We start from the raw sequence: 25,146 nt of genomic DNA, 5'->3' as shown, positions 1-25,146 counted from the left end.
CGTGCCCACACAGACCTTCCAGCTCAACGGCGAGGCCGTCTCGGTCGAGGTCGAGGACGACGTCCGGCTGCTCTGGGTCCTGCGCGACCTGCTCGGCGTCACCGGCCCGAAGTACGGCTGCGGCATCAACGTCTGCAAGGCGTGCACGTCGCACATCAACGGCCTGGCCTTCAACCCGTGTGCGACGCCGGTCGGCGACCTGTCCGAATCGGACGAGGTCACGACGATCGAGGGCCTCGCCGACGGCGACGAGCTGCACCCGATGCAGCAGGCCTGGATCGACAACGACGTCGCGCAGTGCGGCTACTGCCAGCCCGGCCAGATCATGGCCGCGGTCGCCCTGGTCCGCCGGGCGCAGGCCGAGGGCTTCGCGATCGACGACGAGTCCCTCGACACGATCCGCAACATCTGCCGGTGCGGGACCTACAACCGCATCCGCGAGGCGATCCAGGAAGGCGCCGACGCCATGTGACCCGTGAGTGGTTTCCGGGGCCCCGGCCACGACAAGCACTCACGGGTCCGACGAAGGAGGACAGGATGAAGAAGCGGATCTCCCGCTCGATGATCGCCGCCGGCGCGGTCGGCGCGGTCGCGTTCCCGCTGGCCGGCGTGGCCGCGGCGCAGGACGACGACTCCACCCAGGGTTTCCCCAGCACCCAGAGCCCGACCCAGGGTGTCGACGCCACCGGCGCGACGCTCGACACGGTCGCGTTCAACCTCACGAACGTGTTCGACGACCGGCCGGACGGCGTGAACGGCACGGACGTCGAGCTGCCGGCGGCGGACCCGCGGTTCGTCGAGGGCCCGCTCGGCGGGCTGCTGGTGAACGGGCCCTTCGAGTAAGGGGTCCTCGGGAGGTGGCGGGGCGGGACGACCGCCCCGCCACCGTCCGTCAGTGCAGGAACTTCAGCCCGGCCACCCCGCCGACGATCGCGAGCAGGCACAGCAGCCGCGCGGTCGTCGCCGGCTCGCCGAGCACCGCCATCCCGTAGAGCGCGGTGCCGACCGCGCCGATCCCCACCCAGATCGCGTACGCGGTGCCGACCGGCAGGTCGCGCAGGGCCAGCGCCAGCCCACCCATGCTCAGCACCAGCGCGACGCCGAACACGGCCGACGCGCCCGGGCGGGTGAACCCCTCGCTCCGGGACAGGGCCGCGGCCCACACCGTCTCCAGTAGACCCGATACGACCAGGTAGAACCATGCCATGACGCGCTCCCGGTGAGCGTCGTCTTGGCGGTCCGGGTACGGCGCGTCTCGTCCGGGGTGCCGCCGTCCGGCGGTCCGGGGTCCACGATGCCCGACCGGCCGCTCGGGTTCGAGCGATGGTGAGCTGCCTGACCGGAGGTTGCCCCCGGGGGAACGGTCGGGCAATGTTTCGGCATGCCTAACTCTGGGTTGTCGGGTTGGCGAACTCTGCTGCCGGTGCTGCTCGCCGCCGTCGTCCTGGGAGCCGGGTGTGCCGGGCCGGCCGGTGACGGCCGGGCGGACGACCCGCGCCCCGTCGTCCTCACCACCTTCACCGTGCTCGCCGACATGACCCGCGAGGTCGCGGGCGACCGGGTCCGGGTCGAGTCGATCACCCGGCCCGGCGCCGAGATCCACGACTACGACCCGAGCCCGGACGACCTCGTCCGCGGGGCCCGCGCGGACCTGCTCCTGGAGAACGGGCTCGGTCTGGAGCGCTGGTTCGAGAGGTTCCTCGACCGCGCCGAGGTGCGCTCGGCCGTGCTCAGCGACGGCGTCGACGTCCTGCCGATCACCGGGGGCGAGTACCGCGACCTGCCGAACCCGCACGCCTGGATGTCGCCCCGGGCCGGCGTCCGCTACGTCGAGAACATCCGCGCGGCGCTCACCGACCTCGACCCCGACGGCGCCGCGGAGTACGCGGCCAACGCCGAGCGCTACACCGGCGAGCTGACCGCGCTGGCCGACGAGCTCGAGGCCGCGCTGGCCGCCCTGCCGCCCGGACAGCGGGTGCTGGTGACCTGCGAGGGCGCGTTCTCCTACCTCGCGCGCGACGCCGGGCTCGACGAGGCCTACCTGTGGCCGGTCAACAGCGACGCCGAGGGCACCCCGCAGCAGGTCGCCGCGGTGATCGAGCGGGTCCGGGCCGACGCCGTGCCCGCGGTGTTCTGCGAGAGCACGGTGAACGACTCCGCGCAGCGCCGGGTCGCCGCCGAGACCGGGGCGGCGTTCGGCGGGACGCTGCACGTCGACTCGCTGTCCGAACCGGACGGACCCGTGCCGAGCTACCTCGAGCTGCTGCGGCACGACGTGCACACCGTCGTCGAGGGACTGACCGGGACCGCCCCGTGACCGCCGCGCTCGAGATCACCGGGCTGTCGGTGCGCTACGGCGAGGTCCGCGCGCTCGACGACGTCGACCTGCGGCTCGACGCCGGCACGGTCTGCGGGCTGCTGGGTACGAACGGCTCGGGCAAGTCGACGCTGTTCCGGTCCGTGATGGGCCTGCTCCGGCCGACCGCGGGGACGGTCCGGGTGCTCGGCTCGACGAGCGCGCAGGCCCGCCGGGCCGCCCGGGTGGCCTACATGCCCCAGGCCGAGGCGATCGACCCGGACTTCCCGATCCTCGCCCACCAGGTCGTGCTGACCGGCCGCTACGCCCGGATGGGCCCCACCCGCCGGGCCCGGCGGGCCGACCGCGACGCCGTCGACGCCGCGCTGGCGCGGACCGGGCTGACCGGGCTCGCCGACCGCCAGATCGGGCAGCTGTCCGGAGGGCAGCGCAAGCGGGTGTTCCTGGCCCGCGCGATCGCCCAGGACGCGCCGCTGCTGCTGCTCGACGAGCCCTTCGCCGGCGTCGACCGGGGCACCGAGCAGGACATGACGACGGTGCTGCACGAGCTGCGGGACGCCGGGCGCAGCGTGCTCGTCTCCACCCACGACGTGCACGGGGTGCACGAGCTCTGCGACCGCGCGGTGCTGCTGGCCGGTCGGGTACTCGCCGACGGCCCGACCGACCAGGTGATCACTCCCGAGACCCTGGGCCGGGTCTTCGGCCTGCGCACCCCGGAGGCGGGCACGTGACGGAGCTGTTGCTGGAGCCGCTGCAGTACGGGTTCATGCAGCGGGCGCTGCTCGTCGCGGTCGTCGCGGGCACCGTCGGCGCGTTGCTGTCCTGCTGGCTGACCCTGGTCGGCTGGTCGCTGATGGGCGACGCCGTCTCGCACGCGGTGCTGCCCGGGGTGGTGCTGTCCTACATCATCGGCATCCCGTTCGGGGTGGGCGCGTTCGTGTTCGGCGCGGGCGCGGTCGCGCTGATCGGGGTGGTGCGGCGGACGTCGCGGGTGAAGGAGGACGCCGCGATCGGCGTCGTGTTCACCGGGCTGTTCGCGCTCGGGCTGGTGCTGGTCTCGGCCACGCCCAGCGACACCGACCTCGGCCACATCCTGTTCGGCAACCTGCTCGGGCTCTCGACCGCCGACGTCGTGCAGATCCTCGTACTGGGGGCCCTCACGATCGCCGTGGTGGCGCTCAAGCACCGCGACTTCACCCTGGTCGCGTTCGACCGGACGCACGCGCACGCGGTGGGCATCGACCCGCGCCGGACCGAGACGCTGCTGCTCGGGCTGCTCGCGCTCGCCGTCGTCGTGGCGTTGCAGGCGGTCGGGATCGTGCTGGTCGTCGCGGTACTGATCATCCCGGGGGCGACCGCGTTCCTGCTCACCGACCGGATGGAACGGATGCTGCTGGTGGCGGTCGCCGTCGCCGTCGTCTCCGCCGTGGCCGGCACCTACCTGAGCTTCTGGGCGGACGTGTCCACCGGCGGCGCGGTCGTCGTCTGCCTCGCGCTGGCGTTCACCGGCGCGTACCTGTTCGGGCCGCGGCACGGCCTGCTCGGGCGGCGGCTGCGTCATCGGGCGGCAGCCGAGAGGTAACCCACTTCTCACCTGTTTCGCCGACGAACGACGGCCGACCGTTGCACGATCGATGATCATGAGCGGATTCGATCGACCGGAAGCGGCGCCCCGGCTCCTCGGGGCCGTCACCGTGGTCCTGACGGCTGCCGCCGGCGCGCTGGACGCGGTGACGTTCTTCGCCTTCAACGAGGTCTTCGCCAGCACGATGACCGGCAACCTGGTCCTGCTCGGGCTCGACGTCGGCCGCGGCAACTGGCTGGGTACCGCCGAGGCGCTGTGTGCGATCGGCGGCTACGTGGTCGGCCTGGCGGCGGGGACCGTGGTCGCCGGGCTGGTGATGCGCCGGCTGCCCTGGCGCAACGCGGTCGGCGTGGCACTCACCGTCGAGCTGGCGCTGCTGGTGCTGGTCGGCGCCGGCTGGTACGGACTGTCCGATCCGGACACCCAGACGATGCGCGCGATCCTCATGGTCGCCGGCGGCGCGGCCGCGATGGGTGTGCAGGCCGCGGCGCTGCGCTACGTCGGACCGACCGGCACCCCGACCAACTTCCTCACCGGCACCGTCACCAACTGGGTCTCGGCCATGGTCGAGCTGCACAAGCCGCGCTGGGACGGCAACTCCGCGCTGCGGATCGTGGTCATCGCCGTCGCGGCCGGTGCCGGTGCGGTGATCCAGCTCAACGCACCCGCCCTCACCTACGCGCTGCCGGTGCTGCTGGTGCTGATCGCCATCCTGCTGATGGCCCGGGTCACCCGGCTCAACCACGGCGGCCTCGTCGAGGGCGGGCCCGAGTTCGCGCACGCCCCGGAGCCCGACGACGACGAGGAGCTGCGCGCCGTCGTCGGGCGGGTGCACGGCCCGGACGGCCACGGCACACAGGCCGTGCTCACCCTGGTCGGCCCGGACGGGAACCAGGTCGGGCGCGAGGAGACCGACCACGAGGGGCGCTACCGGCTCCACGCGCCGTCGCCGGGGGTGTTCACCCTGCTCTGCCTGCCCGTGGACGGTCCGCCGCGGGTGGCGACGGTCGCGCTCGAGTCCGGGACGACGGTGTACGACGTGAAGAGCACTCATGCACTGGATGCATGAAAGACGGCCCACAAGCATTTGAAGGTCCACAGCGCCGGTCCTTAGCGTCGACATCGTTGTCGGCAGGACGAAGGAGTCCGCATGGACAGGCGCAGCATCCATCTCGACGGGTTCTCCCACGAGAACCCGGTCCCGGCGGCCTGCCGGGTCGGTGACGTCCTGGTCACCGGGGCGATCCACGGCGGCGGTCGCGGCTCGGCGGCCGAGGACTTCCCGGACGACGCCGGGGAGCAGGCCCGGGTCATGTTCGGCCGGGTCGCGTCGCTGCTCGCGTCCGAGGGCGGCTCGCTCGACGACGTCGCGAAGTTCTCCGTCCGGATCGCCGACCGCGGCGTCCGCGACGAGCTGAACCGCCAGTGGCTCGACCTGTTCCCCGATCCGGGGTCCCGCCCCGCCCGGCAGGTCACCGTCGGCACCACCCAGCCGCACATCCTCGTGCAGTGCGAGGTGCTCGCCGTGCTCACCACCGACGGAGGTCGTGATGCCTGAGTACGCCCCCTTCGACCCGGACACCCGGGAGCCGGCCGACCCGGCCCCGCCGTTCGCCTGCGACAGCCAGACCCACATCTTCGGCGACCCCGAGCGGTTCCCCACCAGGCCCGACGCGGCCTACGTCACCTACGACGCGACCGTCGAGGCGATGCTTCAGATGCACAAGACGCTCGGCATCGAGCGCGGGGTCATCGTGCAGTCGACCGCCTACGGCACCGACCACGCGGCCCTGATCGACGCGCTGAGGATCGCCGGGCCGGGCTACCAGGGCTGCGGCGTCGTCAACGACACCGTCTCCGACACCCACCTGGCCGAGATGCACGAGGCCGGCGTCCGCGGCGCGCGGTTCAACTTCCACCCCAAGCTGAAGAATGCACTGCCCACCCCGGAGGACGTGCGACGGACCGCGGCCCGGGTCGTCCCGCTGGGCTGGCACCTCAAGCTGCACATGAACGGGCTCGACCCCCGCGAGGTCACCCCGTTGCTGGAGGACGTCGAGACCGACGTCGTCATCGACCACTTCGGACCGCTGCAGTACCCGCACGGTCTGGACGATCCGCACTTCGCGCACGTCTGCGAGCTGCTGCAACGCGGCAACTGGTGGATCATGCTGTCCAACGGGGACCGTCGCTCGCAGACCGGTTACCCGTGGGACGACGCGACCGCCTACGCCCGCGAGTACGTCGCCCGCGCCCCCGAGCGGGTGCTGTGGGCCACCGACTGGCCGCACCCGCTGCACGCCGGGCCGATCCCGAACGACGGCGAGCTGATGGACCTGCTGTCCCGCTACGCCCCCGACCCGGCCGACCGCCGTCGCATCCTGGTCGACAACCCCGCCCGGCTGTTCCGGTTCGACGACGGGGGCGTGGCATGACCCGCGGTGACACGACCACCGGCCGGGAACCGCGGAGCGACCGGCTGACCGGCCGGGACCGCCGGTCGCTCGGCGCGGCCGTGCTCGGCTGGACGGTCGACATGTACGACCTGCTGGTCATCCTGCACGTCGCCAGCTACGTCGCGGTCGCCTTCTTCCCGTCCGAGGGGAGCCCGCTGCTCGGCCTGACGGCCACCTACGCGGCCTTCGCGGTCAGCCTGGTCGTCCGGCCGCTGGGGGCGCTCGTCTTCGGTTCGCTCGCCGACCGCACGGGCCGGCGTCGCGCGATGGCGATCTCGGTGCTCGGCGCGGGCCTCGCGACCGCGGCGATGGGCTTCCTGCCCGGCGTCGCGTCGATCGGCATCGCCGCCCCGGTGCTGCTGCTGGTGCTGCGCGTGGCCCAGGGCCTGTTCGTCGGCGGCATCACCGCCTCCACGCACACCCTGGCGACCGAGACGCTGCCGGAGCGCTGGCGGGGCATGGCCGCCGGACTGATCAAGGGTGGCGGCGCGAGCCTGGCCGTCGTCCTCATCAACCTGATCATGATCGGGCTGGTGGCGGTGCAGGGCCAGGAGACCTTCGCCGCCTGGGGCTGGCGCATCCTGTTCGTCGTCGCGCTGCTCGGGTCGGCGGCGAACCTGCTGGTCCTGATCAAGGTCGAGGAGTCGCCGGCGTTCGTCGAGCGGCGCGCCCAGCTGGCCGCGCAGGGACCCGGGACACCCGCGCCCAGCCCGGTCACGGCGCTGTTCTCGGCCCGCTGGCGGATGCTCACGCTGGCCACCGTCGCGATCGTGTTCACCGCGTCGGCGCCCTACTACCTGACCACCGGCATCCTGCCGACGGTCTACAAGCAGGCCCTCGGGCTGGAGCAGTCGGCGGCGAGCGCATTCCTGATCATCAACGTGGTGCTGTCCGCGACGATCGCGGTGCTGTGCGGTCATCTCAGCCAGCGGATCGGCCGTCGTCCGGTGTTCGTGACCTCGGGTGTGGCCTGCCTGGTCCTGATCCCCGGGCTCTACCTGGTCATGGCGTCGGGCCCGGCGGACTGGCTGCTGCTGGTCTGCGGCGCACTGATGGTGATGGCCTCCGGCGCGATCAGCGCCCCGCTGATCATCTTCATCAACGAGCTGTTCCCGACCGAGATCCGTTCCACCGCGACCGCGTTCTCCTGGAACGTCGGCTACGGGCTGTCCGGGATGCTCCCGACGTTCGTGACCGCCGTCAGCAGCGGGGTGGAAGCGATCATCCCGGTGCTGATCGGGACCAGCCTGGTCCTCGCGATCGGCTTCCTCGCCCTGATGGCCAAGACCCGGGAGACGCGTGGTGCGCTCGAGACCGCGTGAGAGCTCAGCCGGTCCACCGCCGCCGGCGGGCCTCGCGCAGCACGGTGTCGGCCAGCAGCTGCACCGCGGCGCCCGCGTCGGCGCGGTGGACCAGGTGGACGGGCAGGGCGGCGAACTCGTCGAGCACCGGGACCGCCGCGATCCCCGGCGGGTGCAGCAGCCGCGCCGACGCCGGCAGCAGCGCGACCGCGTTCTGCTGGCGGCGCAGCGCCATCATCCGGTTGCCGGGTGCGGTGTTGGGCACCGTCTCGGGGACGAACCCGGCCTCGGCGAACACCCCGTCGAGCAGCGCCCGGAAACCCGGCGCCAGCGACGACGGCGTCATCACGAACCGCTCGTCGCGCAGGTCGGTCAGGTGCACCGCATGGCGACCGGCGAGCGGGTGCGTCTCGGGCATCGCGACGACCAGGGGCTCGCGGCGCAGCAGGACCGACACCAGCTCGGCGTCGGCGGCGTCGTAACGGACGAACCCGGCGTCGTGCCGGCGGTTGCGCACACCGTCGAGGACGTCGGTCTCCCAGGCCTCGACCGCCTCGAAGCCCAGCCGCGGCAGCGCCTGCTCGACCCGGCCCAGCAGCTCCGGCAACGCCTCGTAGCCGACGCTGAGGGTGTAGGCGATGCGCAGCGCGCCACGGGCGCCGGCCGCGGTCTCCCGGGCCCGGTCGACCGCGGCGTCGAGCCGCTCCAGCACGTCGGTGACGGCCGCCGCGAACTCGAGCCCGGCCTCGGTCAGGTGCACGTTCCGGGTGTCCCGCACGAACAGCTGGACGCCGGTGCGCCGCTCCAGCCGCTTGATCCGCTGGCTCAGCGCGGGCTGCTCGATGTGCAGCCGCACCGCCGCCCGGGCGAAGTGCTTCTCGTCCGCCAGCACCACGAACGACCGCAAGACGGCGACGTCGACATCCACGAACCGACGGTACCCACGACGGAGGCCCACCGTGACTGACCCGACCACCCGCCTGCGGGGCTCGATCGCCCCGCTGGTCACCCCGTTCCACGACGACGGCACGATCGACCACGCCACGCTGCGCCGGCTGATCGACCAGCACGTCGAGCGGGGCAGCCACGGCATCTCGGTCACCGGCACCACCGGCGAGCCCGGTGCGCTGACCCTCGACGAGCGCCTGGAGATGATCGACGTCGCGGCCGAGGCGCTGGACCGGCGGCTGCCGTTCGTCCCGGGAACCGGGACCCACCAGCTGCCGGACACGATCGCGATCACCCGCCGGGCCGCCGAGGCGGGCGCGGACGCCGCGCTCGTGATCGTCCCCTACTACGCGCGACCCACCCAGGAGGGTCTCTACGCCTGGTACAGCGCGGTCGCCGAGGCCGTCGACATCCCGATCGTGATGTACAACATCCCGTCCCGGACCGGCGTCGAGCTGGCCCCGGAGACGGTCGGGCGGCTGTACCGGGACGTCCCGAACATCATCGGGATGAAGGAGGCGAGCCCGGACTTCGCGCACGCCAACTTCGTGCTCCGCGAGACCGGCCCGGACTTCCTGCTCTACTCCGGACTCGAGGCGCTGTGCTTCCCGATCCTCGCCATCGGCGGGGCCGGGTTCATCAGCGTCACCGCCAACCTGGTCCCGACCGAGATCGCCCGGATGTACGACGCAGTCGCCGACGGCAAGTGGGACGAGGCGCGCGAGCTGCACTACCGGCTGCTCGACCTCAACGACGTCGTACTCACCGAGACCAACCCGACCGCGGTCAAGTGGCTGATGTCGCAGGTCGGGACGATCGGGCCGGCGCTGCGCGCGCCGCTGGTGCCGCTCTCGGCGGCCGGGCAGCAGAAGGTGCGCGCGGCCGCCGCGACCTGGGGCCTGCTGGACGGCGCGCGGTGACGGCCTGGGAACCGGTCCCCGAGCGGGTCGCCGGGCTCCTGTCCGGGGTCGGCACCCCGACCGTGGCCGGGCAGCTGCTGCAGCGCGGGCTGCGCGACCAGTTCGTCACCGGCGCCGTGCCCGTCGCACCCGGCCGGCGGATGGTGGGGGCGGCATGGACGGCCCGCACCATCCCGTCCCGGGAGGACCTCGACGGCCTGCTGCCGGGCACGAAGCCGGTCCCCGGGGTCTCGCTGTTCGACGTGATCGAGTCGACCCCGGCCGGCGCGGTGCTGGTGATCGACGGGCGCGGCGAGTCCCGCACCGCCACCGGCGGCGACATCCTGGTCGAGCGGCTGAAGGTCCGCGGCGCGGCCGGCCTGGTGACCGACGCCGGTGTCCGGGACGCGGCCGGCGTCGCCGCCACCGGGCTGCCCTGCTGGTCGGCCGGGGCGACGGCCAACGTCAGCCGCGCCTACCTGCGCGTCGTCGAGCAGGACGTCCCGATCGGCTGCGGCTCGGTGGCCGTGTTCCCCGGCGACGTACTGCTCGGCGACGACGACGGCGTCGTGGTGATCCCGCGCGCGCTCGCCGCCGAGGTGGCCGAGGCCGCCGCCGAGCAGGAGGCACTGGAGGAGTTCATCGCCGGGAAGGTCCGCGCCGGGGCCGCGCTGCCCGGGGTGTACCCGCCGTCGCCGGAGCTGCGCGCCGAGTTCGAGGCCCGCCGGTGACCGCCGGCCCGCTGGACGGCCTGCTGGTCGCCGACTTCAGCCGGGTGCTCGCCGCGCCGTATCTGACCATGCTGCTCGGCGACCTCGGCGCCGACGTGGTCAAGGTCGAACGGCCCGGGACCGGCGACGACACCCGCGCCTGGGGCCCGCCGTACGACGACGGCGAGGCCACCTACACGCTGTCGGTCAACCGCAACAAGCGCTCCGTGTCGCTGGACCTCGCCACGTCGGAAGGGAGGAGGGCGGCCCGCGAGCTCGCACTGCGGGCGGACGTCCTGATCGAGAACTTCCGCCCCGGGACCATGGCCCGCCTCGGCCTGGACGAGGAGTCGCTGCGCGACGGCAACCCCGGCCTCGTTCACTGCTCGCTCTCCGGCTTCGGGGACGGTCCGGGCGCCGCGCTGCCCGGCTACGACCTGCTGGTGCAGGCCACCGGCGGCCTGATGAGCATCACCGGCCCGGGACCCGGGCAGCCGACCAAGGTCGGCGTGGCCCTGGTCGACGTCCTGGCCGGCCTGCACGCCGGGATCGGGGTGCTCTCGGCACTGCGCCACCGCGACCGCACCGGGGAAGGGCAGGCCGTCGCCCTGGACCTGCTCTCCACCCTGCTGTCCAGCATGACCAACCAGGCCGGCGCGCACACGATGACCGGCGCCGTTCCCGGGATCATGGGCAACCGGCACCCGTCGATCGCCCCGTACGAGGTGTTCCCGGCCGCCGACCGGCCGATCGCGCTCGCCGTCGGCACCGACCGGCAGTTCCGGTCGCTCGCCGACGAACTGGGCCGGCCCGAGCTCGCCGACGACGCCCGGTTCGCCACCAACACCGCCCGGGTCGCGCACGTCGACGAGCTGGCCGCCGTCCTCGGATCGCTGCTCGCCGCGCACACCGCCGACGAGTGGTTCGCCCGGCTCACCCCGCGCGGGGTGCCGTGCGGGCCGGTGAACGACCTCGGCGAGGCGTTCCGGCTCGCCGAGGACCTGCAGCTCGCACCCCGGGTTACCGTGGGCGGACGGGACCTGGTCGCCAACCCGATCCGGCTCGCGGCGACACCGGTGTCCTACCGGCGCCCGCCGCCACGGCTCGGTGAGCACACCGACGAGATCACCCGCTGGCTCGCGCCGGTGGCGGAGGAGGTGTCATGACCGTCGTCGCACCCGGGTCGCTGAGCCCGGAGCAGACCTACCGGCTGCTGACCGGCGTCGTCGTCCCGCGGCCGATCGCCTGGATCACCACGCTGTCCGGTGACGGGGTGCTCAACCTCGCGCCGTTCAGCTGCTTCACCTTCGTGTCCAACGCCCCGCCGATGATCGGTGTCAACATCGGCCGCAAGGCCGGGGAACGCAAGGACACCGGGCACAACATCCACACGACCGGTGAGTTCGTCGTGCACATCCCGGACGAGTCGATGATCTCCGACGTGCACGCCAGCGCCGTCGAGCATCCCGCCGACGCCAGCGAGGTCGAGATCCTCGGGCTCGCCACCACGCCGTCCGAGCACGTCGCCGTGCCCCGGCTCGCCGGCCCCGCGATCGCGATGGAGTGCCGGCTGCACTCGGCGACCGCCTACGGCGCGACCGGCGCCGAGTTCGTCGTCGGGGAGGTGCTCGCCTTCCACGTCCGGGACGGGCTGCTCACCGACGGCAAGATCGACACCGCGGCACTCGCGCCGATCGCCCGGCTCGGTGGTCCCACCTACGCCGGGCTGGGTGCGATCACCCGCATGCAGGCCGTCGTCCAGACCCCCAAGTCCGTTCTCCCCGTGGAGGCAGGTCAGTGACCACACCCGTGACCGATCCGCTCGCGCTGCTCGACCTGCGCTCGTCGCTGAGCGACACCGAGCGGGACATCCAGTCGGCCGTCGCCGGATTCCTCGCCGACCGCGTCCGGCCGTCGATCGGGGAGTGGTTCGACGCGGGCGTGTTCCCCCGCGACCTGGTCCCCGAGCTGGGCAAGCTCGGGCTGCTCGGCATGCACCTGCAGGGCTACGGCTGCGCAGGGACCAGCGCGGTCGAGTACGGCCTGGCCTGCCTGGAGCTGGAGGCCGCGGACAGCGGGCTGCGCAGCTTCGTGTCCGTGCAGGGCTCGCTGTCGATGTTCTCGATCCACCGCTGGGGCTCCGAGGAGCAGAAGCAGGAGTGGCTGCCGCGCCTGGCTGCCGGCGAGGCGATCGGCTGCTTCGGGCTGACCGAGCCCGACCACGGCAGCGACCCGGCCGGGATGCGCACCCGTGCCCGGCGCGACGGCACCGACTGGATCCTCGACGGCACCAAGATGTGGATCACCAACGGCGGGATCGCCGACGTCGCCACGGTCTGGGCGCAGACCGAGGACGGCATCCGCGGATTCCTGGTCCCGCGCGGCACGCCGGGGTTCACCACCCGCGACATCAAGAACAAGATGTCGCTGCGCGCGTCGGTGACCTCCGAGCTGGTCCTCGACGGCGTCCGGCTGCCCGACTCGGCCCGCCTCCCGCTGGCCGAGGGGCTGCGCGGCCCGCTGTCCTGCCTGAGCGAGGCCCGGTTCGGGGTGCTCTGGGGCGCGGTCGGCGCGGCCCGGGACTCGGTGCGCTCGGCGATCGAGTACGCCACCACCCGTGTCCAGTTCGGACGGCCGATCGCCGGGTTCCAGCTGACCCAGCAGAAGATCGCCGACCGGGCGGTCTCGGTGAGCACCAGCGCGCTGCTCGCGCTGCACCTGGGACGGCTCAAGGACGCCGGGACGCTGCGGCCCGAGCAGGTCAGCCTGGGCAAGCTCAACAACGTCCGGGAGGCGATCGAGACGGCGCGGGTGTGCCGGACGATCCTGGGCGGCAGCGGGATCACCACCGAGTACCCGCCGCTGCGGCACGCCGCGAACCTGGAGTCGGTGCTGACCTACGAGGGCACCTCGGAGGTGCACACGCTGACCATCGGGCGGGCGCTGACCGGGATCTCGGCGTTCGAGGGGTGACCGCGATCGACGTCCGGGACGACGCGCCGGTCGGGGCGGGAGAGTACCGGCACGTGACCACCCGGGCCTGGTGGTCCGCCCACATGAGTACGCCGGACGGCAAGCCGTTCGTCTGCCTGTACGAGCAGCTGCTCACCGAATGGGTCCCGACGGATCCAAGCGACGACTGGATGTGGGACCGGCGGACGACCGGGCGGCACGAGTGGCTCGCCGGTGACGAGGAGCGGGCACGGGCACAGGGCCTCGACACCGGCCCTCGCTGGCCGACCGGGCGCTGGCGCGCCGCGTACGGCGACTACTTCGCCGCGGGATCCGGGCGCCCCGCGCGACCGCGGGACGCGTCCTGGGATCTGCCGGCGCCGGAGTTCCTCGCCGAGCTGCCCCGCGAGCCGGATCTCCTCCGGGACCGGCTGCTCGCGGACACCGGCCCGCGCCACCCGCTGGCCACCGCGCGGACGTTGCTGGCGTCCGGCCAGGTTCCGGCGGACCTGCGCGGATCGCTCTACGCGGTGCTGCGCACGCTGCCCGGGATCGTGGTCGCGGCCGCCGGCAACGCCGACGGCGAGCCCGGCGTCGCCTTCGTCGCCGACGACGGCCCCCGACGTCAGGAGGTGGTCGTCGATCCGGACGGTGGCGGATATCTCGGCGAGCGGCAGACCATGCTCGTCGCGGACTTCGGGCTCGCGGAGGGCGCCGTCGTCTCGGCCACCGCGGTCACCGTCGGGGTGGCTCCGGGGATCGGTGAGCCGGCGTCGCAGTGAGGCCCGGGCAGCGCGGTGAGGATCAGGCCGGTGCCACCGGCTGGCGCAGGATCGTGCGCAGCTTCGCGGGCTCGACCCGGCGCGGGTCGCTGAGGTAGATCTCGTGGTGCCGGCCGGTCAGCCGCAGGTCGGGGCCGATCCCGTCGTGCATGCGGCGGATCAGCGCGGCCTCGTCGTCGTAGGGCCCGACGTGCAGGGCCTGTACGCAGCGGCCCTCGGAGAGCGTCTCCAGTCGCGGACCCCCGGTCACCATGCCGGGCTCGATCCAGTCCGGCTGCATGATCATGACGGTCCAGTGCCACCGCGACTTGTCCCGTGCGTCTGTGAACGACGCCATGTCGTCGGCCCACCAGAGCGCCTCCAGAGGCATGACGACGTGGTCGCGGCCGAGCTCGCGCCTCGCGGCGGCCTTGAGCCGGTAGGCGGCGGGGAACAGCGTCGACACCGCGTCGGTCCAGGCGGCGGTGTTCGGGTCGCCGTGGCCGTCGAGCATCAGGTACCGCAGGTCGGGGACGTCGACCAGCTCCGGGGTGTCGCGGCGCGCCCGGTAACAGGGGAGGGTCCGTTTGAGGTCGACCTTGTCCGGCACGGCTCCTCCTCGTCGGCTCGCCGCTCGACACCGATCATGCCGCGGCCGCGCGCCGAACGACACCGGCTGACCTGCGTGTCAGCCGCATTGTTAGCGTCGCTCGCGTGCCGAAGATCCTGACCAGCCTTCCCGCCGGCGAGCGCGTCGGTATCGCCTTCTCCGGTGGCCTCGACACGTCGGTCGCGGTCGCGTGGATGCGCGAGAACGGCGCGATGCCCTACGCCTACACCGCCGACCTCGGACAGCCCGACGAGCCCGACCTCGTCGCCGTCCGCGAGCGCGCCCTGGAGTACGGCGCCGAGGTCGCCCGCGTCGTCGACTGCCGTCGCGCGCTGGTCGACGAGGGCATCGCCGCGATCGCCTGCGGCGCGTTCCACATCCGCGCCGGCGGCATGCCGTACTTCAACACCACCCCGATCGGGCGGGCCGTCACCGGCACCCTGCTGGTCCGGGCGATGGCCGAGGACGGCGTCTCGATCTGGGGCGACGGGTCGACCTTCAAGGGCAACGACATCGAGCGGTTCTACCGCTACGGCCTGCTCGCCAACCCGGCGCTGCGCATCTACAAGCCGTGGCTGGACGAGGTGTTCGTCGACCAGCTCGGCGGCCGCACCGAGATGAGCCACTGGCTCGGCGAGCGGAACCTGCCGTACCGGGCGTCGGCGGAGAAGGCGTACTCGACCGACGCCAACATCTGGGGCGCCACCCACGAGGCGAAGCGCCTCGAGCACCTCGACACCTCGCTGGAGATCGTCGAGCCGATCATGGGCGTGCGGTTCTGGGACCCGGACGTGGCGATCGAGACCGAGGACGTGACGGTCGAGTGGGAGGCGGGCCGGCCCGTCGCGATCAACGGCACCCGCTACGACGACCCGGTCGCGCTGGTCGAGGAGGCCAACGCGATCGGCGGCCGGCACGGCCTCGGCATGACCGACCAGATCGAGAACCGGATCATCGAGGCCAAGAGCCGCGGCATCTACGAGGCCCCGGCGATGGCATTGCTGTTCGTCACCTACGAGCGGCTCGTCTCCGCGATCCACAACGAGGACTCGCTCGCCGCCTACTCCGAGCAGGGCCGCCGGCTGGGCCGGCTGCTCTACGAGGGCCGGTGGCTGGAACCGCAGTCGCTGATGCTGCGCGAGTCGCTGACCCGCTGGGTCGGCAACGCGATCACCGGGTCGGTCACGCTGCGGCTGCGGCGCGGCAACGACTGGTCGGTGCTCGACACCCGCGGCCCGGCGCTGGCCTACGCCGAGGACCGGCTGTCGATGGAGCGCGTCGAGGACGCCCCGTTCACCCCGGGTGACCGGATCGGGCAGCTCACCCTGCGCAACCTGGACCTGGCCGACTCCCGCGCGAAGCTGGAGCAGTACGCGGCCACCGGGATGCTCGGCGGGTCGTTCCGGACCTTCGTCGGCGACGTGGAGGCCGGGCGCGCGGCGGAGATCACCGCGACGCCGTCGGACCCCGAGGCCGAGCACGCCGAGGAGTCGCTGGACCGGGCGGCGATGGAGGCGGGCACGGACTGAACGGACCCGCTGGTCGAGCGAGATCACCTACCGCGATCGATGTCCTCGTCGTGCCGTCATCCCGGCGGCGCGTTCGGGTAGGTGTGCCCGGTGGGCGTGGTCGTCGTGACGCCGTCGGGTGTGTGTTCGACCTTCCATCCGGGTTGTTCGCGCAGGTAGTTGTGGAATTCGCAGGTTCCGCGGCCCTGGTCGAGGGTGGTGGTGCCGTGGTCGGCGGCGCGGGTGATGTGGTCGATGTGGCGGATGGGGGCGTCGCAGTAGGCCTCGGTGCAGCGGTTGCGGGTTCGGGCGCGGATGAGTTCGTCGAGGAAGCGGGTGAAGCGGCGTTGGCGGGTGTCTCCGCCGATGACGATGCCCTTGCGGGTGATGAGCCGGCGTAGCGTCGTGCGGCCTTTGTTGGTGGCGAGCAGGTCGGCCGGGACGGGTCCGTAGCCGGGGATCTCGGCGGGGAGTGGGGATTCGGGGTCGATCAGTGCCTCGACCGGCACGATGACCTGGACGTGCAGGTCGATGTCGGTGGCGTGGGTCTTGCCGGTGAGGCGTTCGACGAGGGTGTCGGCCATGACCTGCCCCCGGGTGCGGGGCAGCGGCTCGGGGCTGGCCGAGAGGTCGCGGTGAGCCTTGTCCAACGCGGCCACGCAGCCGACGGCCTGCTCGACGGGCAGGTAGGCGGTCAGGAACGCCATCCCGTCCGCGGCGGGGCGCACGGTGACCCGCCGCGTGTTCTTCGCGGCCTCGCAGCGCTTGGCGAAGTCGGCGGGGGCGATCTCGGCGACCAGCCGCCGGGTCAGGTCCCGCAGCCGCCCGATCCCGAGCCGGGTCAGGTCGTGTTCGGCCAGGCGCCGGTCGAGTTCGGCGCGCTGGGCGCGCGACAACGTGTCGGCGGCGGTGACGATCGCCGAGACCTTGTCGGCGTCGAGTTCGCCGGCGAGGAACAGGGTGTGCAGGTGGTCGAATCCGTTGTGCAGGTCGCGGGCGACGCGGATCCGGGTGCGGCCGTGGTGGACCGAGGTGCGGCAGGCGAGGGCGATCTGGGCGGCGACACTCTGCTCGAGCTTGTCCGGGTCGAGTGTTTCGGCGGCCTGGGCGCCGGCGGTGTCGAGGCGCGCGGCGACGTGGGTGCGGGCGAAGTCGTGGGCGGTGTCGTGCAGGGCGGCGTCGAGGCGGTTGAGCTGGGTCTTGATCCGGCGGATCCGGTCGATGCTCTCGGGGGCGGTGCGCCCGGCGCCGGCCGAGGCCAGGAGCCGATCGAGGGCGGCTTCGACGAACACCAGGTCGAGGTCGTCGTCGGGGAAGGTGGGCAGCTCCTCGTCGTCCGGGTCGAGTGCCCAGATCGGGGGTTCGAGGAGCGCGGTCATACGCCCCATTCTACTCGAACGCCGGTTCGATTGCGAGACCGTGTTCGTGATCGAGCACGATGATGACGCCGAGCCGGCGTCCATCGGCGAGCGCCGGGCGCAGGAGGAGAGTGGGCAAGCTGGTCCGCGACAGGATTCCGGATCGCATCCGTCGGGAGGGCCGCGAGTCCGACGTGCGGGTGCTCGACGGAGCCGAGTTCGTCGAGGCTCTGAAGGCGAAGCTCCGGGAGGAGGCGGACGAGGTCGCGGCCGCGGAACCGGAGCTGGTCCCCGAGGAGCTGGCGGACGTGCTGAAGGTGCTGCGGGCGCCGGCGACGGCGCACGGTCTGACGCTCGACCGGATCGAACAGCTCGCTGTGGACGAGCGCGCGCGGAGCGGGACGTTCGACGGGCGCGTCTACCTCGACTCCTGGTAGCAACGACGAACGCCGGGCCACCTCTGCGGTGTGCCCGGCGCTCTGCCCGTACGGGCTGGCGGAGGATAGGGGATTTGAACCCCTGAGGGATTGCTCCCAACACGCTTTCCAAGCGTGCGCCCTAGGCCACTAGGCGAATCCTCCGCAGAGGAGGCTACCCGTCGCCGGTCGTGATCCTCCCGCCGCCCCCCGCCGCTCCGGGGCGGCGTCCGTGGCACACTGTCCGTGGACCCCGTGCGGCGTCCATCCTGTGAACTCCCCCAGGGCCGGAAGGCAGCAAGGGTCAACAGGCTCTGGCGGGTGCGCGGGGTCCCCTTCTGTCTCCAGGCCCTTTTCACGTCCGTGCCGTGACTGTCGGGGGCGCTCGGTAGCCTCGCGGCCGTGGCACTGGCTCTGTACCGCAAGTACCGTCCGGCGAAGCTGGCCGACGTCGTGGGGCAGGAGCACGTCACCGAGCCTCTGGCCACGGCGCTGCGCGCCGGGCGCATCAACCACGCGTACCTGTTCTCGGGCCCGCGCGGCTGCGGCAAGACGTCGTCGGCCCGGATCCTGGCCCGGTCGCTGAACTGCGTCGAGGGACCCACACCGGAGCCCTGCGGGGTGTGCAACTCCTGCGTCGCGCTGGCGCCCGAGGGGCCCGGCAACATCGACGTCATCGAGCTCGACGCGGCCTCGCACGGTGGTGTGGAGGACGCCCGCGAGCTGCGGGACCGCGCGTTCTACGCGCCGGCGGAGTCGCGGTACCGGGTGTTCGTCGTCGACGAGGCGCACATGGTCACCACCCAGGGCTTCAACGCGCTCCTCAAGATCGTCGAGGAGCCGCCGGAGCACCTGGTCTTCGTGTTCGCGACGACCGAGCCGGACAAGGTGCTGCCGACGATCCGGTCGCGCACCCACCACTACCCGTTCCGGCTCATCCCGCCGGGCACCATGCGTTCCCTGCTGGAGAAGATCTGCGGCGAGGAGGAGGTCACCGTCGCGCCGCCGGTGTTCCCGCTGGTCATCCGGGCCGGCGGCGGCTCGGCCCGGGACACCCTCTCGGTGCTCGACCAGCTGCTCGCCGGGGCCGGGGAGCAGGGCATCAGCTACGAGCGCGCGGTGGCGCTGCTCGGCGTCACCGACTCCGGGCTGATCGACGACGCGGTGGACGCGCTCGCCGCGGGTGACGGCGCGGCCGTCTACGCCGCGGTGGACCGGCTGGTCGAGGCCGGGCACGACCCGCGCCGGTTCGCCTCCGACCTGCTGCAGCGCGTCCGCGACCTGATGCTGATCCAGGCGGTGCCGGACGCCGCGGAGCAGGGCATCGTCGACGGCGCCGCCGACGAGCTGTCCCGGATGGCCGACCAGGCGGCGCAGCTCGGGCCCGCCACGCTGACCCGGTACGGCGAGATCCTGCACCAGGGCCTGATCGAGATGCGGGGCGCGACCGCGCCCCGGCTGCTGCTCGAGCTGCTGTGCGCCCGGATGCTGCTGCCCGCCGCCACCACGTCCGACGGCGGCCTGCTGGAGCGGCTGGAGCGGATCGAGCGGCGCAACGCGATCGCCCCCGGTCCGGTGGACGGCGACGAGGGGGGCGCGTCCCGCCGGTTCGTGCGGCCCAGCGAACGGCCTTCCGGGGCCGCGGCGCCGCGCGGTGGCGACGAGGGCGGCTCCGGCGGTGCGACGGACGGGGGTCGTGCGGCGGCTACGTCCGACAGGGGTCCGGCCGCGACCACGGCTCCGAGCCGCCGCGGGACGACAGCCGGCACCGGGACGGACGTCGGTACCGGCACAGCAGCCGACACCGGTACGGCAGGCGGCGACGGTACGGCAGCCGGTGACGGCCGCGGTGACTCCGGGTCCGGTGGCTCGGGGGCCGCTGCCCCGGAGACCGCCCCCGAGGCGGGCGCCCCGGCTCCGACGGCCTCTGAGCCGGGTCCTGTGACCGCGGGCGCCACGATTGAGCCGGAGCCGGCCGGCGGCACCGGAGCCGGGCGCGCCTCGCAGCCCGGCGGGTCGGCAACGGGGGACCGGAGCGCCTCCACCACCGAGCCGGCGGGCCCGGGCGTTGCCTCCTCCGACGCGACGGCCGCCACCGGCGAGCCCCCGGCGGACCGGGAGGCGCCGGGAACGTCGGCCGATCGCGAACGCCCGGCCCCCGACGCGTCCCGCCCCCGCCCCCCGCGCGACGGCGCCCCGCCCGACGCGGCACCCCCGGCGTCCGCCCAGCCCGCCCCGGCCGCCGCGTCACTGGACGCCACCGCCGTCCGCCGGGTCTGGCCGGAGATCCTCGCCGCGGTCCGCCAGCGCAGCCGCAGCACCGAGGCGCTGCTGGTGAACGCGACCGTGCGCGCCGTCGACGGCGACGTCCTCGTCCTGGCCATCGGCGCGCCGCCGCTGGCCCGGCGGCTCTCCGAGCAGCGCAACACCGACGTCATCAGCGACGCCCTGCGCGCGGTGCTCGGCGTGCAGTGGCAGGTCCGGTGCGACCAGGGCGACGCCGGTGGTGCCCGCGCCCGGCCGGCTGCCGAGCGTCCGCAGCGGGCCGCCCCGCAGCGGCCGTCGCAGCGGCAGGCGCCCTCCGGTGATCAGCAGCAGGGCGCTGCTCCGCGGCGCCGCGAGGGCGGTGCGGACACCGGCATCCCGCTGCCGCCCGAACCCCCGCCGGACGACGCGCCGCCCGACCCGGCCGCGGGGGACGGCCCGGTCCGTGCATCCCCGCCCCGCAACCAGCGCGACGAGGAGGAGGCGATGATCGCCGAGGCCGCGGCCGAGGCGGCGACGCCCGGCGCCCGCCGGGACCCGGAGGCCGCCGCGCTGGAGATCCTCACGACGCACCTCGGGGCGCGCACGATCGACCCGACGTAGCCCTCTCAGCGGCCGAGGAAGGCGAGGACGCCCGCGCTGATCGCCTCGGCGTAGCGCTCCCGCCCGGCGGGATCCGCCAGCAGCCGCGCCTCCTCGGCGTTGCGCATGTTCCCGGCCTCGACCAGCGCGGTCGGGACCGTGGACAGGTTCAGCCCGGCCAGGTCGTCGCGGCCGTCCAGCCCGTCCTGGCCGATGTAGTCCGCGGGCGGGAAGGAGCCGTCCCGCAGCGCGTCGCGCAACGCGGTCGCCAGCCGCGACGACTCCGGCCCGGCGTGCACCGCCGGGTCGGCGTGGGCGACGTGGAACCCGCGGGCGGCCGGAGCGGCGCCGTCGGCGTGCAACGACACCGCCGCGGCGGCACCGGCCCGGCCGCCCGCGGCGCCGCGCTCGTCCACGCAGGGGCCGACGCCGTCGTCGTCGGGGCGGGTGAGCACCACCCGCAGACCGGCGGCCTCCAGCCGCGTCCGGACCCGCTGTGCGAGGTCCCAGTTGAACGCGTGTTCCGGGTAGCCGGCGTCGGAGGCGGTGCCGGTGGTGTTGCAGGACTTGGTGCCGCCGCGCCCGTCCGGCACCGGGCGGTTGATCTCCGCGGTCGCCGCGGCGTTGCCGCCGTTGTGGCCCGGGTCGAGCAGCACCACCGGAACGGGCGCGGCCTGCGCGACCGCCGACGCCGGAGCCGCCTCCCGGTCGGCGGGCGGTGGCTGCCCGGGCACGCAGGCGGCACACAGCGCGAGGGCGACGAGCGCGGTGACGGACCGGATCGGGGCGTGCACGGTGGTAGAGCCTGACACGGCTACCCTGGCGGGGAGACGTCCGTGCGGTCCGCGTCGGGGTGAACGACCACCGGGGCGGGCCGAGAGCGACAGCGAGGGGTACGCGTGCAACCCGGTCAGCAGCCCGACATGCAGATGATCCTGCAGCAGGCGCAGAAGATGCAGCAGCAGCTCCAGCAGGCCCAGGCCGAGCTCGCCGCCGCCGAGGTCACCGGCCAGGCCGGGAACGGCCTCGTCGAGGTCACCGTCACCGCGGGCCTCGAGCCGCGCTCGGTGAAGATCGACCCGAAGGTCGTCGACCCGGAGGACGTCGAGACCCTCCAGGACCTCGTGGCCGGCGCGCTCACCGACGCCGTGCGCCGCGCCCAGGAGCTGCAGCAGGAGAAGATGGGCCCGCTCGCGGGCGGGATGGACATGGGCGGCCTCGGCCTCCCGGGCGCCTGAGGTGTTCGAGGGCCCGGTCCAGGACCTGATCGACGAGCTGGGCCGGCTGCCCGGCGTCGGGCCGAAGAGCGCGCAGCGGATCGCGTTCCACCTGCTCGCCGCCGACCCGGCGGACATCGCCCGGCTGCAGGACGTCCTGCAGACGGTCAAGCAGGGCGTCAAGTTCTGCGACGTCTGCGGCAACGTCTCCGCCGAGACCCGCTGCCGGTACTGCGCCGACGCCCGCCGCGACCCGACGCTGGTCTGCGTCGTCGAGGAGCCGAAGGACGTCCTCGCCGTCGAGCGGACCCGGGAGTTCAAGGGCCGCTACCACGTGCTCGGCGGTGCGCTGGACCCGCTCGCCGGGGTCGGCCCGGACAGCCTGCGGATCCGGGAGCTGCTGGCCCGGCTCGGCGGGACCGGTCCCGCGTCGGACGAGACCGCGATCGCCGAGGTCATCATCGCGACCGACCCGAACACCGAGGGCGAGGCGACCGCGACCTACCTCGTCCGGCTGCTGCGCGACTTCCCGGGGCTGACCGTCACCCGGCTGGCGTCCGGCCTGCCGATGGGCGGGGACCTGGAGTTCGCGGACGAGATGACGCTCGGCCGGGCCCTCGCCGGCCGCCGCTCGCTGTAGCCGGTCCCGGGCACGACGGCGGCCGGTCCACCTCCGATGTCGTCGGATGTGAACCGGCCTCGGCGCAGCAACCCCCCGCCGCTGCGCCGTCTCCTCAGTCGTCCTCGTCGCCCCAGGACTCGGTCTCCCTGCCGCGGTGCATCTGGCGCTGCCGGTTCACCTGGCGCTGCCGGTGTTCCCACGCCCTGCGCCGCTCGGCCGCGATCCGGCGCCATGCCGAGCGTTGCGCGGCCTCGGCCAGACCGATCCCGATCGCGAGCAGCACCAGGACCGTCAGGCCGATGACGACGACCGTCGTCAACGGGATCATGGTGACCACCGCCCGGTACGCGCTCGCCCGCGCTTCCCTGCGCGGTGCCCCTGTGTCCTGCGGTTCATGTGTTCTCCCCTCTGTCCTCCTCGTTCCTGCAGTGGCGCCCGTCACCGGGCACTTCCAGATTGCACAAGGTCGTATCCCGGTGCAATCGCGTACAGGTGACGGGGGCACGGCAGGGGGATGACACCGGCAGGGGATGGACGGTGCACGATCCGTGTGCGTGTTGCGCCACTCGTCCGGTGAGCCGGATCGGTGTCGCCCGGACGGGCTACGCCGACGCCGACGATATGGCCTGCCGGGCTGCGCCGTCCGGGGGCAGTAGGCCAGGGGGTGGGAATCGGGCGGGGCCGGGTCACGAATCGGACACCCTGTGCCGAACGGCCCGGCCGACCGGCGCGCCGCGGTACGGCGCGCCGGTCACCGGAGGACTACCGCAGCGCGCGGTTGACCGCCGACACGACCGCCTTGAGCGTCGCGCTGGTGATCGAGCCGTCGATCCCGACGCCCCAGAAGACCTTCTCCTCGACGGCGCACTCGACGTAGGCGGCGGCGCGGGCGTCGTCGCCCCCGCCCATCGCGTGCTCGTGGTAGTCGAGCACCCGGACGTCGAACCCGATCCCGGCCAGCGCGTCGACGAACGCGGCGAGCGGGCCGTTGCCGGCGCCGCTGATCTCGTGCAGGTCCGACTCCACCCGGACGGTCGCGACGATCTCGTCGCGGCCCTCGCCGTCGCTGGTGACCCGGTGCCGGATCAGCTTGAGCGGGGTCTCCCGGCCGAGGTACTCGACGTCGAACGCGTCGCGCATCGCCTTGGGCTCGACCTCGCCGCCCTCGGAGTCGGTGTAGGCCTGCACCACGTGCGAGAACTCGATCTGCAGCCGGCGCGGCAGGTCCAGCTGGTGCTCGGTCTTCATGATGTAGGCGATGCCGCCCTTGCCGGACTGCGAGTTGACCCGGATGACAGCCTCGTAGGTGCGGCCGATGTCCTTGGGGTCGACGGGCAGGTACGGGACCTCCCACGGGTGCTCGGCGACCGGGTGCCCGGCGCCGGCGGCCTCGGCCTCCATCGCCGCGAAGCCCTTGTTGATCGCGTCCTGGTGCGAGCCGGAGAACGCGGTGTAGACCAGGTCGCCGCCCCACGGGTGCCGCTCGTGCACCGGGAGCTGGTTGCAGTACTCGACGGTCCGGCGGACCTCGTCGATGTCCGAGAAGTCGATCTGCGGGTCGACGCCCTGGGTGAACAGGTTCATCCCCAGCGCGACCAGGTCGACGTTGCCGGTGCGCTCGCCGTTGCCGAACAGGCACCCCTCGATCCGGTCGGCGCCGGCCTGGTAGCCCAGCTCGGCGGCCGCGATGCCGCTGCCGCGGTCGTTGTGCGGGTGCAGCGACAGGACCAGGGAGTCCCGGCGGTCCAGGTTGCGGTGCATCCACTCGATGGAGTCGGCGTAGACGTTCGGGGTCGCCATCTCCACCGTCGCCGGCAGGTTGACGATCATCGGCCGCTCCGGGGTCGGCTGCCAGACGGCGCTGACCGCGTTGCAGATCTCGACGGCGTACTCCAGCTCGGTGCCGGTGTAGGACTCCGGTGAGTACTGGAAGGTCCAGTCGGTGTTCGGGTACTTCTCGGCGAACCGCTGCACCTCCTCGGCGCCGTCGGTCGCGATCTTGGAGATGCCCGGGCGGTCGGAGCGGAACACCACCCGGCGCTGCAGGATCGACGTCGAGTTGTACAGGTGCACGATCGCCGAGTGCGCGCCCTCGCAGGCCGCGAAGGTGCGTTCGATCAGCTCGGGCCGGGCCTGGGTGAGGACCTGGATCTGCACGTCGTCCGGGATCGCCCCGTCTTCGATGATCTCGCGGACGAAGTCGAAGTCGGTCTGGCTGGCGGCCGGGAAGCCGACCTCGATCTGCTTGTAGCCCATGCGTACCAGCAGGTCGAACATCCGCCGCTTGCGCAGCGGGCTCATCGGGTCGATCAGCGCCTGGTTGCCGTCCCGCAGGTCGACCGCGCACCACAGCGGCGCCCGGTCGATGACCTTGTCGGGCCAGGTGCGGTCGGGCAGCGAGACCGGCTCGACCAGCTGGTGGAACGGCTTGTACCGGTGGACGGGCATCTGCGAGCCGCGCTGCCGGTTCCAGGCGGGCTGGGCGGAGTGCGCGGGGCCCGCCGGGGTGCGGACGTTGCTGGCGGGGCGCGACGAGTAGGCGTCCGGGGACGTGGTCATCCGGGGTGCTCCTGGGGTGTCTGACGGTGTACTGACCGGCGGACACGCCACACCCCGCGACGAGGGGCCGGTCGGATCAG

Annotated in this window: 27 protein-coding genes, 1 tRNA gene, 1 other RNA gene and 1 riboswitch; of the genes, 21 read left to right on the top strand and 8 right to left on the bottom strand. The window is 73.3% G+C overall.

The features are described from left to right. Window position 1: 1 nt before the first annotated feature. Window positions 2-472, top strand: coding sequence for a (2Fe-2S)-binding protein (locus WIS52_RS11320; protein ID WP_349298135.1), 471 nt, complete (start codon window positions 2-4; stop codon window positions 470-472). A 65-nt stretch (window positions 473-537) separates the two neighbouring features. Then, window positions 538-843 (top strand): hypothetical protein, encoded by a 306-nt coding sequence (locus tag WIS52_RS11315; RefSeq protein ID WP_349298134.1) that lies wholly within the window; start codon window positions 538-540, stop codon window positions 841-843. Between the two features lie 49 nt (window positions 844-892). Here WIS52_RS11315 and WIS52_RS11310 read toward each other — a convergent pair whose 3' ends face one another. After that, window positions 893-1,207, bottom strand: coding sequence for a DMT family transporter (locus WIS52_RS11310; protein WP_349298133.1), 315 nt, complete (start codon window positions 1,205-1,207; stop codon window positions 893-895). Between the two features lie 13 nt (window positions 1,208-1,220). Beyond that, window positions 1,221-1,284: riboswitch (guanidine-III (ykkC-III) riboswitch) on the bottom strand. Between the two features lie 139 nt (window positions 1,285-1,423). Between WIS52_RS11310 and WIS52_RS11305 the strand changes: the two genes are divergently transcribed. The 7 genes from WIS52_RS11305 to WIS52_RS11275 all read left to right on the top strand — a co-directional run bounded on the left by WIS52_RS11305 (window position 1,424) and on the right by WIS52_RS11275 (window position 7,680). Continuing rightward, window positions 1,424-2,317, top strand: coding sequence for a metal ABC transporter solute-binding protein, Zn/Mn family (locus tag WIS52_RS11305; protein ID WP_349298132.1), 894 nt, complete (start codon window positions 1,424-1,426; stop codon window positions 2,315-2,317). After that, on the top strand, window positions 2,314-3,048 hold the full coding sequence (locus WIS52_RS11300) for a metal ABC transporter ATP-binding protein (RefSeq protein ID WP_349298131.1): 735 nt from the start codon (window positions 2,314-2,316) through the stop codon (window positions 3,046-3,048). Before WIS52_RS11305 ends, WIS52_RS11300 begins: the two co-directional genes overlap by 4 nt. Window positions 3,049-3,083: 35 nt before the next feature. Continuing rightward, window positions 3,084-3,899, top strand: coding sequence for a metal ABC transporter permease (locus tag WIS52_RS11295; RefSeq protein WP_349298443.1), 816 nt, complete (start codon window positions 3,084-3,086; stop codon window positions 3,897-3,899). Between the two features lie 58 nt (window positions 3,900-3,957). After that, a complete protein-coding gene (locus tag WIS52_RS11290; protein ID WP_349298130.1) occupies window positions 3,958-4,971 on the top strand; it encodes a YoaK family protein in 1,014 nt (337 codons plus the stop codon). Window positions 4,972-5,052: 81 nt separating this feature from the next. Further along, window positions 5,053-5,460 carry a RidA family protein gene (locus WIS52_RS11285; RefSeq protein WP_349298129.1) on the top strand — a complete coding sequence of 136 codons (408 nt, stop codon included), beginning with the start codon at window positions 5,053-5,055 and terminating at the stop codon, window positions 5,458-5,460. Then, window positions 5,453-6,337, top strand: coding sequence for an amidohydrolase family protein (locus WIS52_RS11280; RefSeq protein ID WP_349298128.1), 885 nt, complete (start codon window positions 5,453-5,455; stop codon window positions 6,335-6,337). Before WIS52_RS11285 ends, WIS52_RS11280 begins: the two co-directional genes overlap by 8 nt. Then, window positions 6,334-7,680 carry an MFS transporter gene (locus tag WIS52_RS11275; RefSeq protein WP_349298127.1) on the top strand — a complete coding sequence of 449 codons (1,347 nt, stop codon included), beginning with the start codon at window positions 6,334-6,336 and terminating at the stop codon, window positions 7,678-7,680. Before WIS52_RS11280 ends, WIS52_RS11275 begins: the two co-directional genes overlap by 4 nt. Before the next feature lie 4 nt (window positions 7,681-7,684). Here WIS52_RS11275 and WIS52_RS11270 read toward each other — a convergent pair whose 3' ends face one another. Continuing rightward, window positions 7,685-8,587, bottom strand: a complete 903-nt coding sequence (locus tag WIS52_RS11270) for a LysR family transcriptional regulator (protein ID WP_349298126.1) — start codon at window positions 8,585-8,587, stop codon at window positions 7,685-7,687. A 31-nt stretch (window positions 8,588-8,618) separates the two neighbouring features. Here WIS52_RS11270 and dapA point away from each other — a divergent pair, with 31 nt between their 5' ends. The 6 genes from dapA to WIS52_RS11240 are packed head-to-tail and all read left to right on the top strand — an operon-like array spanning window position 8,619 to window position 13,950. Continuing rightward, a complete protein-coding gene (gene dapA, locus WIS52_RS11265) occupies window positions 8,619-9,527 on the top strand; it encodes a 4-hydroxy-tetrahydrodipicolinate synthase (protein ID WP_349298125.1) in 909 nt (302 codons plus the stop codon). Beyond that, entirely contained in the window at window positions 9,524-10,237 is a 714-nt protein-coding gene (locus WIS52_RS11260) for an RraA family protein (protein WP_349298124.1), read from the top strand. Before dapA ends, WIS52_RS11260 begins: the two co-directional genes overlap by 4 nt. Next, a complete protein-coding gene (locus WIS52_RS11255) occupies window positions 10,234-11,382 on the top strand; it encodes a CaiB/BaiF CoA transferase family protein (protein WP_349298123.1) in 1,149 nt (382 codons plus the stop codon). The genes WIS52_RS11260 and WIS52_RS11255 overlap by 4 nt, the downstream gene beginning before the upstream one ends. Continuing rightward, entirely contained in the window at window positions 11,379-12,017 is a 639-nt protein-coding gene (locus WIS52_RS11250; protein WP_349298122.1) for a flavin reductase family protein, read from the top strand. Before WIS52_RS11255 ends, WIS52_RS11250 begins: the two co-directional genes overlap by 4 nt. After that, window positions 12,014-13,189, top strand: a complete 1,176-nt coding sequence (locus WIS52_RS11245) for an acyl-CoA dehydrogenase family protein (protein WP_349298121.1) — start codon at window positions 12,014-12,016, stop codon at window positions 13,187-13,189. The genes WIS52_RS11250 and WIS52_RS11245 overlap by 4 nt, the downstream gene beginning before the upstream one ends. Continuing rightward, window positions 13,186-13,950 carry a hypothetical protein gene (locus WIS52_RS11240; protein WP_349298120.1) on the top strand — a complete coding sequence of 255 codons (765 nt, stop codon included), beginning with the start codon at window positions 13,186-13,188 and terminating at the stop codon, window positions 13,948-13,950. Before WIS52_RS11245 ends, WIS52_RS11240 begins: the two co-directional genes overlap by 4 nt. Before the next feature lie 22 nt (window positions 13,951-13,972). Here WIS52_RS11240 and WIS52_RS11235 read toward each other — a convergent pair whose 3' ends face one another. Continuing rightward, on the bottom strand, window positions 13,973-14,539 hold the full coding sequence (locus tag WIS52_RS11235; RefSeq protein ID WP_349298119.1) for a GyrI-like domain-containing protein: 567 nt from the start codon (window positions 14,537-14,539) through the stop codon (window positions 13,973-13,975). 104 nt (window positions 14,540-14,643) lie between these two features. Between WIS52_RS11235 and argG the strand changes: the two genes are divergently transcribed. Beyond that, window positions 14,644-16,068, top strand: a complete 1,425-nt coding sequence (gene argG / locus WIS52_RS11230) for an argininosuccinate synthase (RefSeq protein WP_349298118.1) — start codon at window positions 14,644-14,646, stop codon at window positions 16,066-16,068. Window positions 16,069-16,124: 56 nt separating this feature from the next. Here the strand turns inward: argG and WIS52_RS11225 are convergent, their stop codons facing one another. Then, window positions 16,125-17,426: a DUF222 domain-containing protein gene (locus WIS52_RS11225; protein ID WP_349298117.1), complete on the bottom strand. Its 1,302-nt coding sequence runs from the start codon at window positions 17,424-17,426 to the stop codon at window positions 16,125-16,127. Window positions 17,427-17,536: 110 nt separating this feature from the next. Here WIS52_RS11225 and WIS52_RS11220 point away from each other — a divergent pair, with 110 nt between their 5' ends. Next, the gene (locus tag WIS52_RS11220; protein ID WP_349298116.1) at window positions 17,537-17,842 is read left to right on the top strand and encodes a nucleoside triphosphate pyrophosphohydrolase family protein; all 306 of its coding nucleotides are present in this window, start codon (window positions 17,537-17,539) and stop codon (window positions 17,840-17,842) included. Between the two features lie 56 nt (window positions 17,843-17,898). On the opposite strand, the gene WIS52_RS11215 is transcribed toward WIS52_RS11220, so the two are convergent. Then, window positions 17,899-17,986, bottom strand: a tRNA-Ser gene (locus WIS52_RS11215). A gap of 80 nt (window positions 17,987-18,066) precedes the next feature. Between WIS52_RS11215 and ffs the strand changes: the two genes are divergently transcribed. Together ffs and WIS52_RS11205 are read left to right on the top strand one after the other, a co-directional pair. Beyond that, an RNA gene (gene ffs, locus WIS52_RS11210) (signal recognition particle sRNA small type) lies at window positions 18,067-18,161 on the top strand. A gap of 62 nt (window positions 18,162-18,223) precedes the next feature. Beyond that, window positions 18,224-20,689: a DNA polymerase III subunit gamma and tau gene (locus WIS52_RS11205; protein ID WP_349298115.1), complete on the top strand. Its 2,466-nt coding sequence runs from the start codon at window positions 18,224-18,226 to the stop codon at window positions 20,687-20,689. A 5-nt stretch (window positions 20,690-20,694) separates the two neighbouring features. Here the strand turns inward: WIS52_RS11205 and WIS52_RS11200 are convergent, their stop codons facing one another. Further along, on the bottom strand, window positions 20,695-21,462 hold the full coding sequence (locus tag WIS52_RS11200) for an N-acetylmuramoyl-L-alanine amidase (RefSeq protein ID WP_349298114.1): 768 nt from the start codon (window positions 21,460-21,462) through the stop codon (window positions 20,695-20,697). 129 nt (window positions 21,463-21,591) lie between these two features. On the opposite strand from WIS52_RS11200, the gene WIS52_RS11195 reads away from it, so the two are divergent. Further along, on the top strand, window positions 21,592-21,906 hold the full coding sequence (locus WIS52_RS11195; RefSeq protein ID WP_349298442.1) for a YbaB/EbfC family nucleoid-associated protein: 315 nt from the start codon (window positions 21,592-21,594) through the stop codon (window positions 21,904-21,906). Window position 21,907: 1 nt separating this feature from the next. Next, window positions 21,908-22,525 carry a recombination mediator RecR gene (gene recR / locus WIS52_RS11190; RefSeq protein ID WP_349298113.1) on the top strand — a complete coding sequence of 206 codons (618 nt, stop codon included), beginning with the start codon at window positions 21,908-21,910 and terminating at the stop codon, window positions 22,523-22,525. Window positions 22,526-22,619: 94 nt separating this feature from the next. Here the strand turns inward: recR and WIS52_RS11185 are convergent, their stop codons facing one another. Beyond that, window positions 22,620-22,835, bottom strand: a complete 216-nt coding sequence (locus tag WIS52_RS11185) for a hypothetical protein (RefSeq protein ID WP_349298112.1) — start codon at window positions 22,833-22,835, stop codon at window positions 22,620-22,622. A 434-nt stretch (window positions 22,836-23,269) separates the two neighbouring features. Further along, a complete protein-coding gene (gene leuA / locus WIS52_RS11180) occupies window positions 23,270-25,066 on the bottom strand; it encodes a 2-isopropylmalate synthase (protein WP_349298111.1) in 1,797 nt (598 codons plus the stop codon). Window positions 25,067-25,146 lie beyond the last annotated feature (80 nt).

This window comes from Pseudonocardia nematodicida, assembly GCF_040105385.1.
Lineage (GTDB): Bacteria > Actinomycetota > Actinomycetes > Mycobacteriales > Pseudonocardiaceae > Pseudonocardia > Pseudonocardia nematodicida.
Note: the sequence above shows the minus strand (reverse complement) of the source record. Positions and strands in the feature narration are given on the sequence as shown.

Bases quoted from the DNA above. Each gene is read 5' to 3' on its own strand.
- WIS52_RS11315 (WP_349298134.1), top strand. From the start codon at position 538: ATGAAGAAGCGGATCTCCCGCTCGATGATCGCCGCCGGCGCGGTCGGC.
- WIS52_RS11310 (WP_349298133.1), bottom strand. From the start codon at position 1,207: ATGGCATGGTTCTACCTGGTCGTATCGGGTCTACTGGAGACGGTGTGG.
- WIS52_RS11295 (WP_349298443.1), top strand. From the start codon at position 3,084: ATGCAGCGGGCGCTGCTCGTCGCGGTCGTCGCGGGCACCGTCGGCGCG.
- WIS52_RS11290 (WP_349298130.1), top strand. From the start codon at position 3,958: ATGAGCGGATTCGATCGACCGGAAGCGGCGCCCCGGCTCCTCGGGGCC.
- WIS52_RS11285 (WP_349298129.1), top strand. From the start codon at position 5,053: ATGGACAGGCGCAGCATCCATCTCGACGGGTTCTCCCACGAGAACCCG.
- WIS52_RS11280 (WP_349298128.1), top strand. From the start codon at position 5,453: ATGCCTGAGTACGCCCCCTTCGACCCGGACACCCGGGAGCCGGCCGAC.
- WIS52_RS11275 (WP_349298127.1), top strand. From the start codon at position 6,334: ATGACCCGCGGTGACACGACCACCGGCCGGGAACCGCGGAGCGACCGG.
- WIS52_RS11250 (WP_349298122.1), top strand. From the start codon at position 11,379: ATGACCGTCGTCGCACCCGGGTCGCTGAGCCCGGAGCAGACCTACCGG.
- WIS52_RS11225 (WP_349298117.1), bottom strand. From the start codon at position 17,426: ATGACCGCGCTCCTCGAACCCCCGATCTGGGCACTCGACCCGGACGAC.
- WIS52_RS11195 (WP_349298442.1), top strand. From the start codon at position 21,592: ATGCAGATGATCCTGCAGCAGGCGCAGAAGATGCAGCAGCAGCTCCAG.
- WIS52_RS11185 (WP_349298112.1), bottom strand. From the start codon at position 22,835: ATGATCCCGTTGACGACGGTCGTCGTCATCGGCCTGACGGTCCTGGTG.
- leuA (WP_349298111.1), bottom strand. From the start codon at position 25,066: ATGACCACGTCCCCGGACGCCTACTCGTCGCGCCCCGCCAGCAACGTC.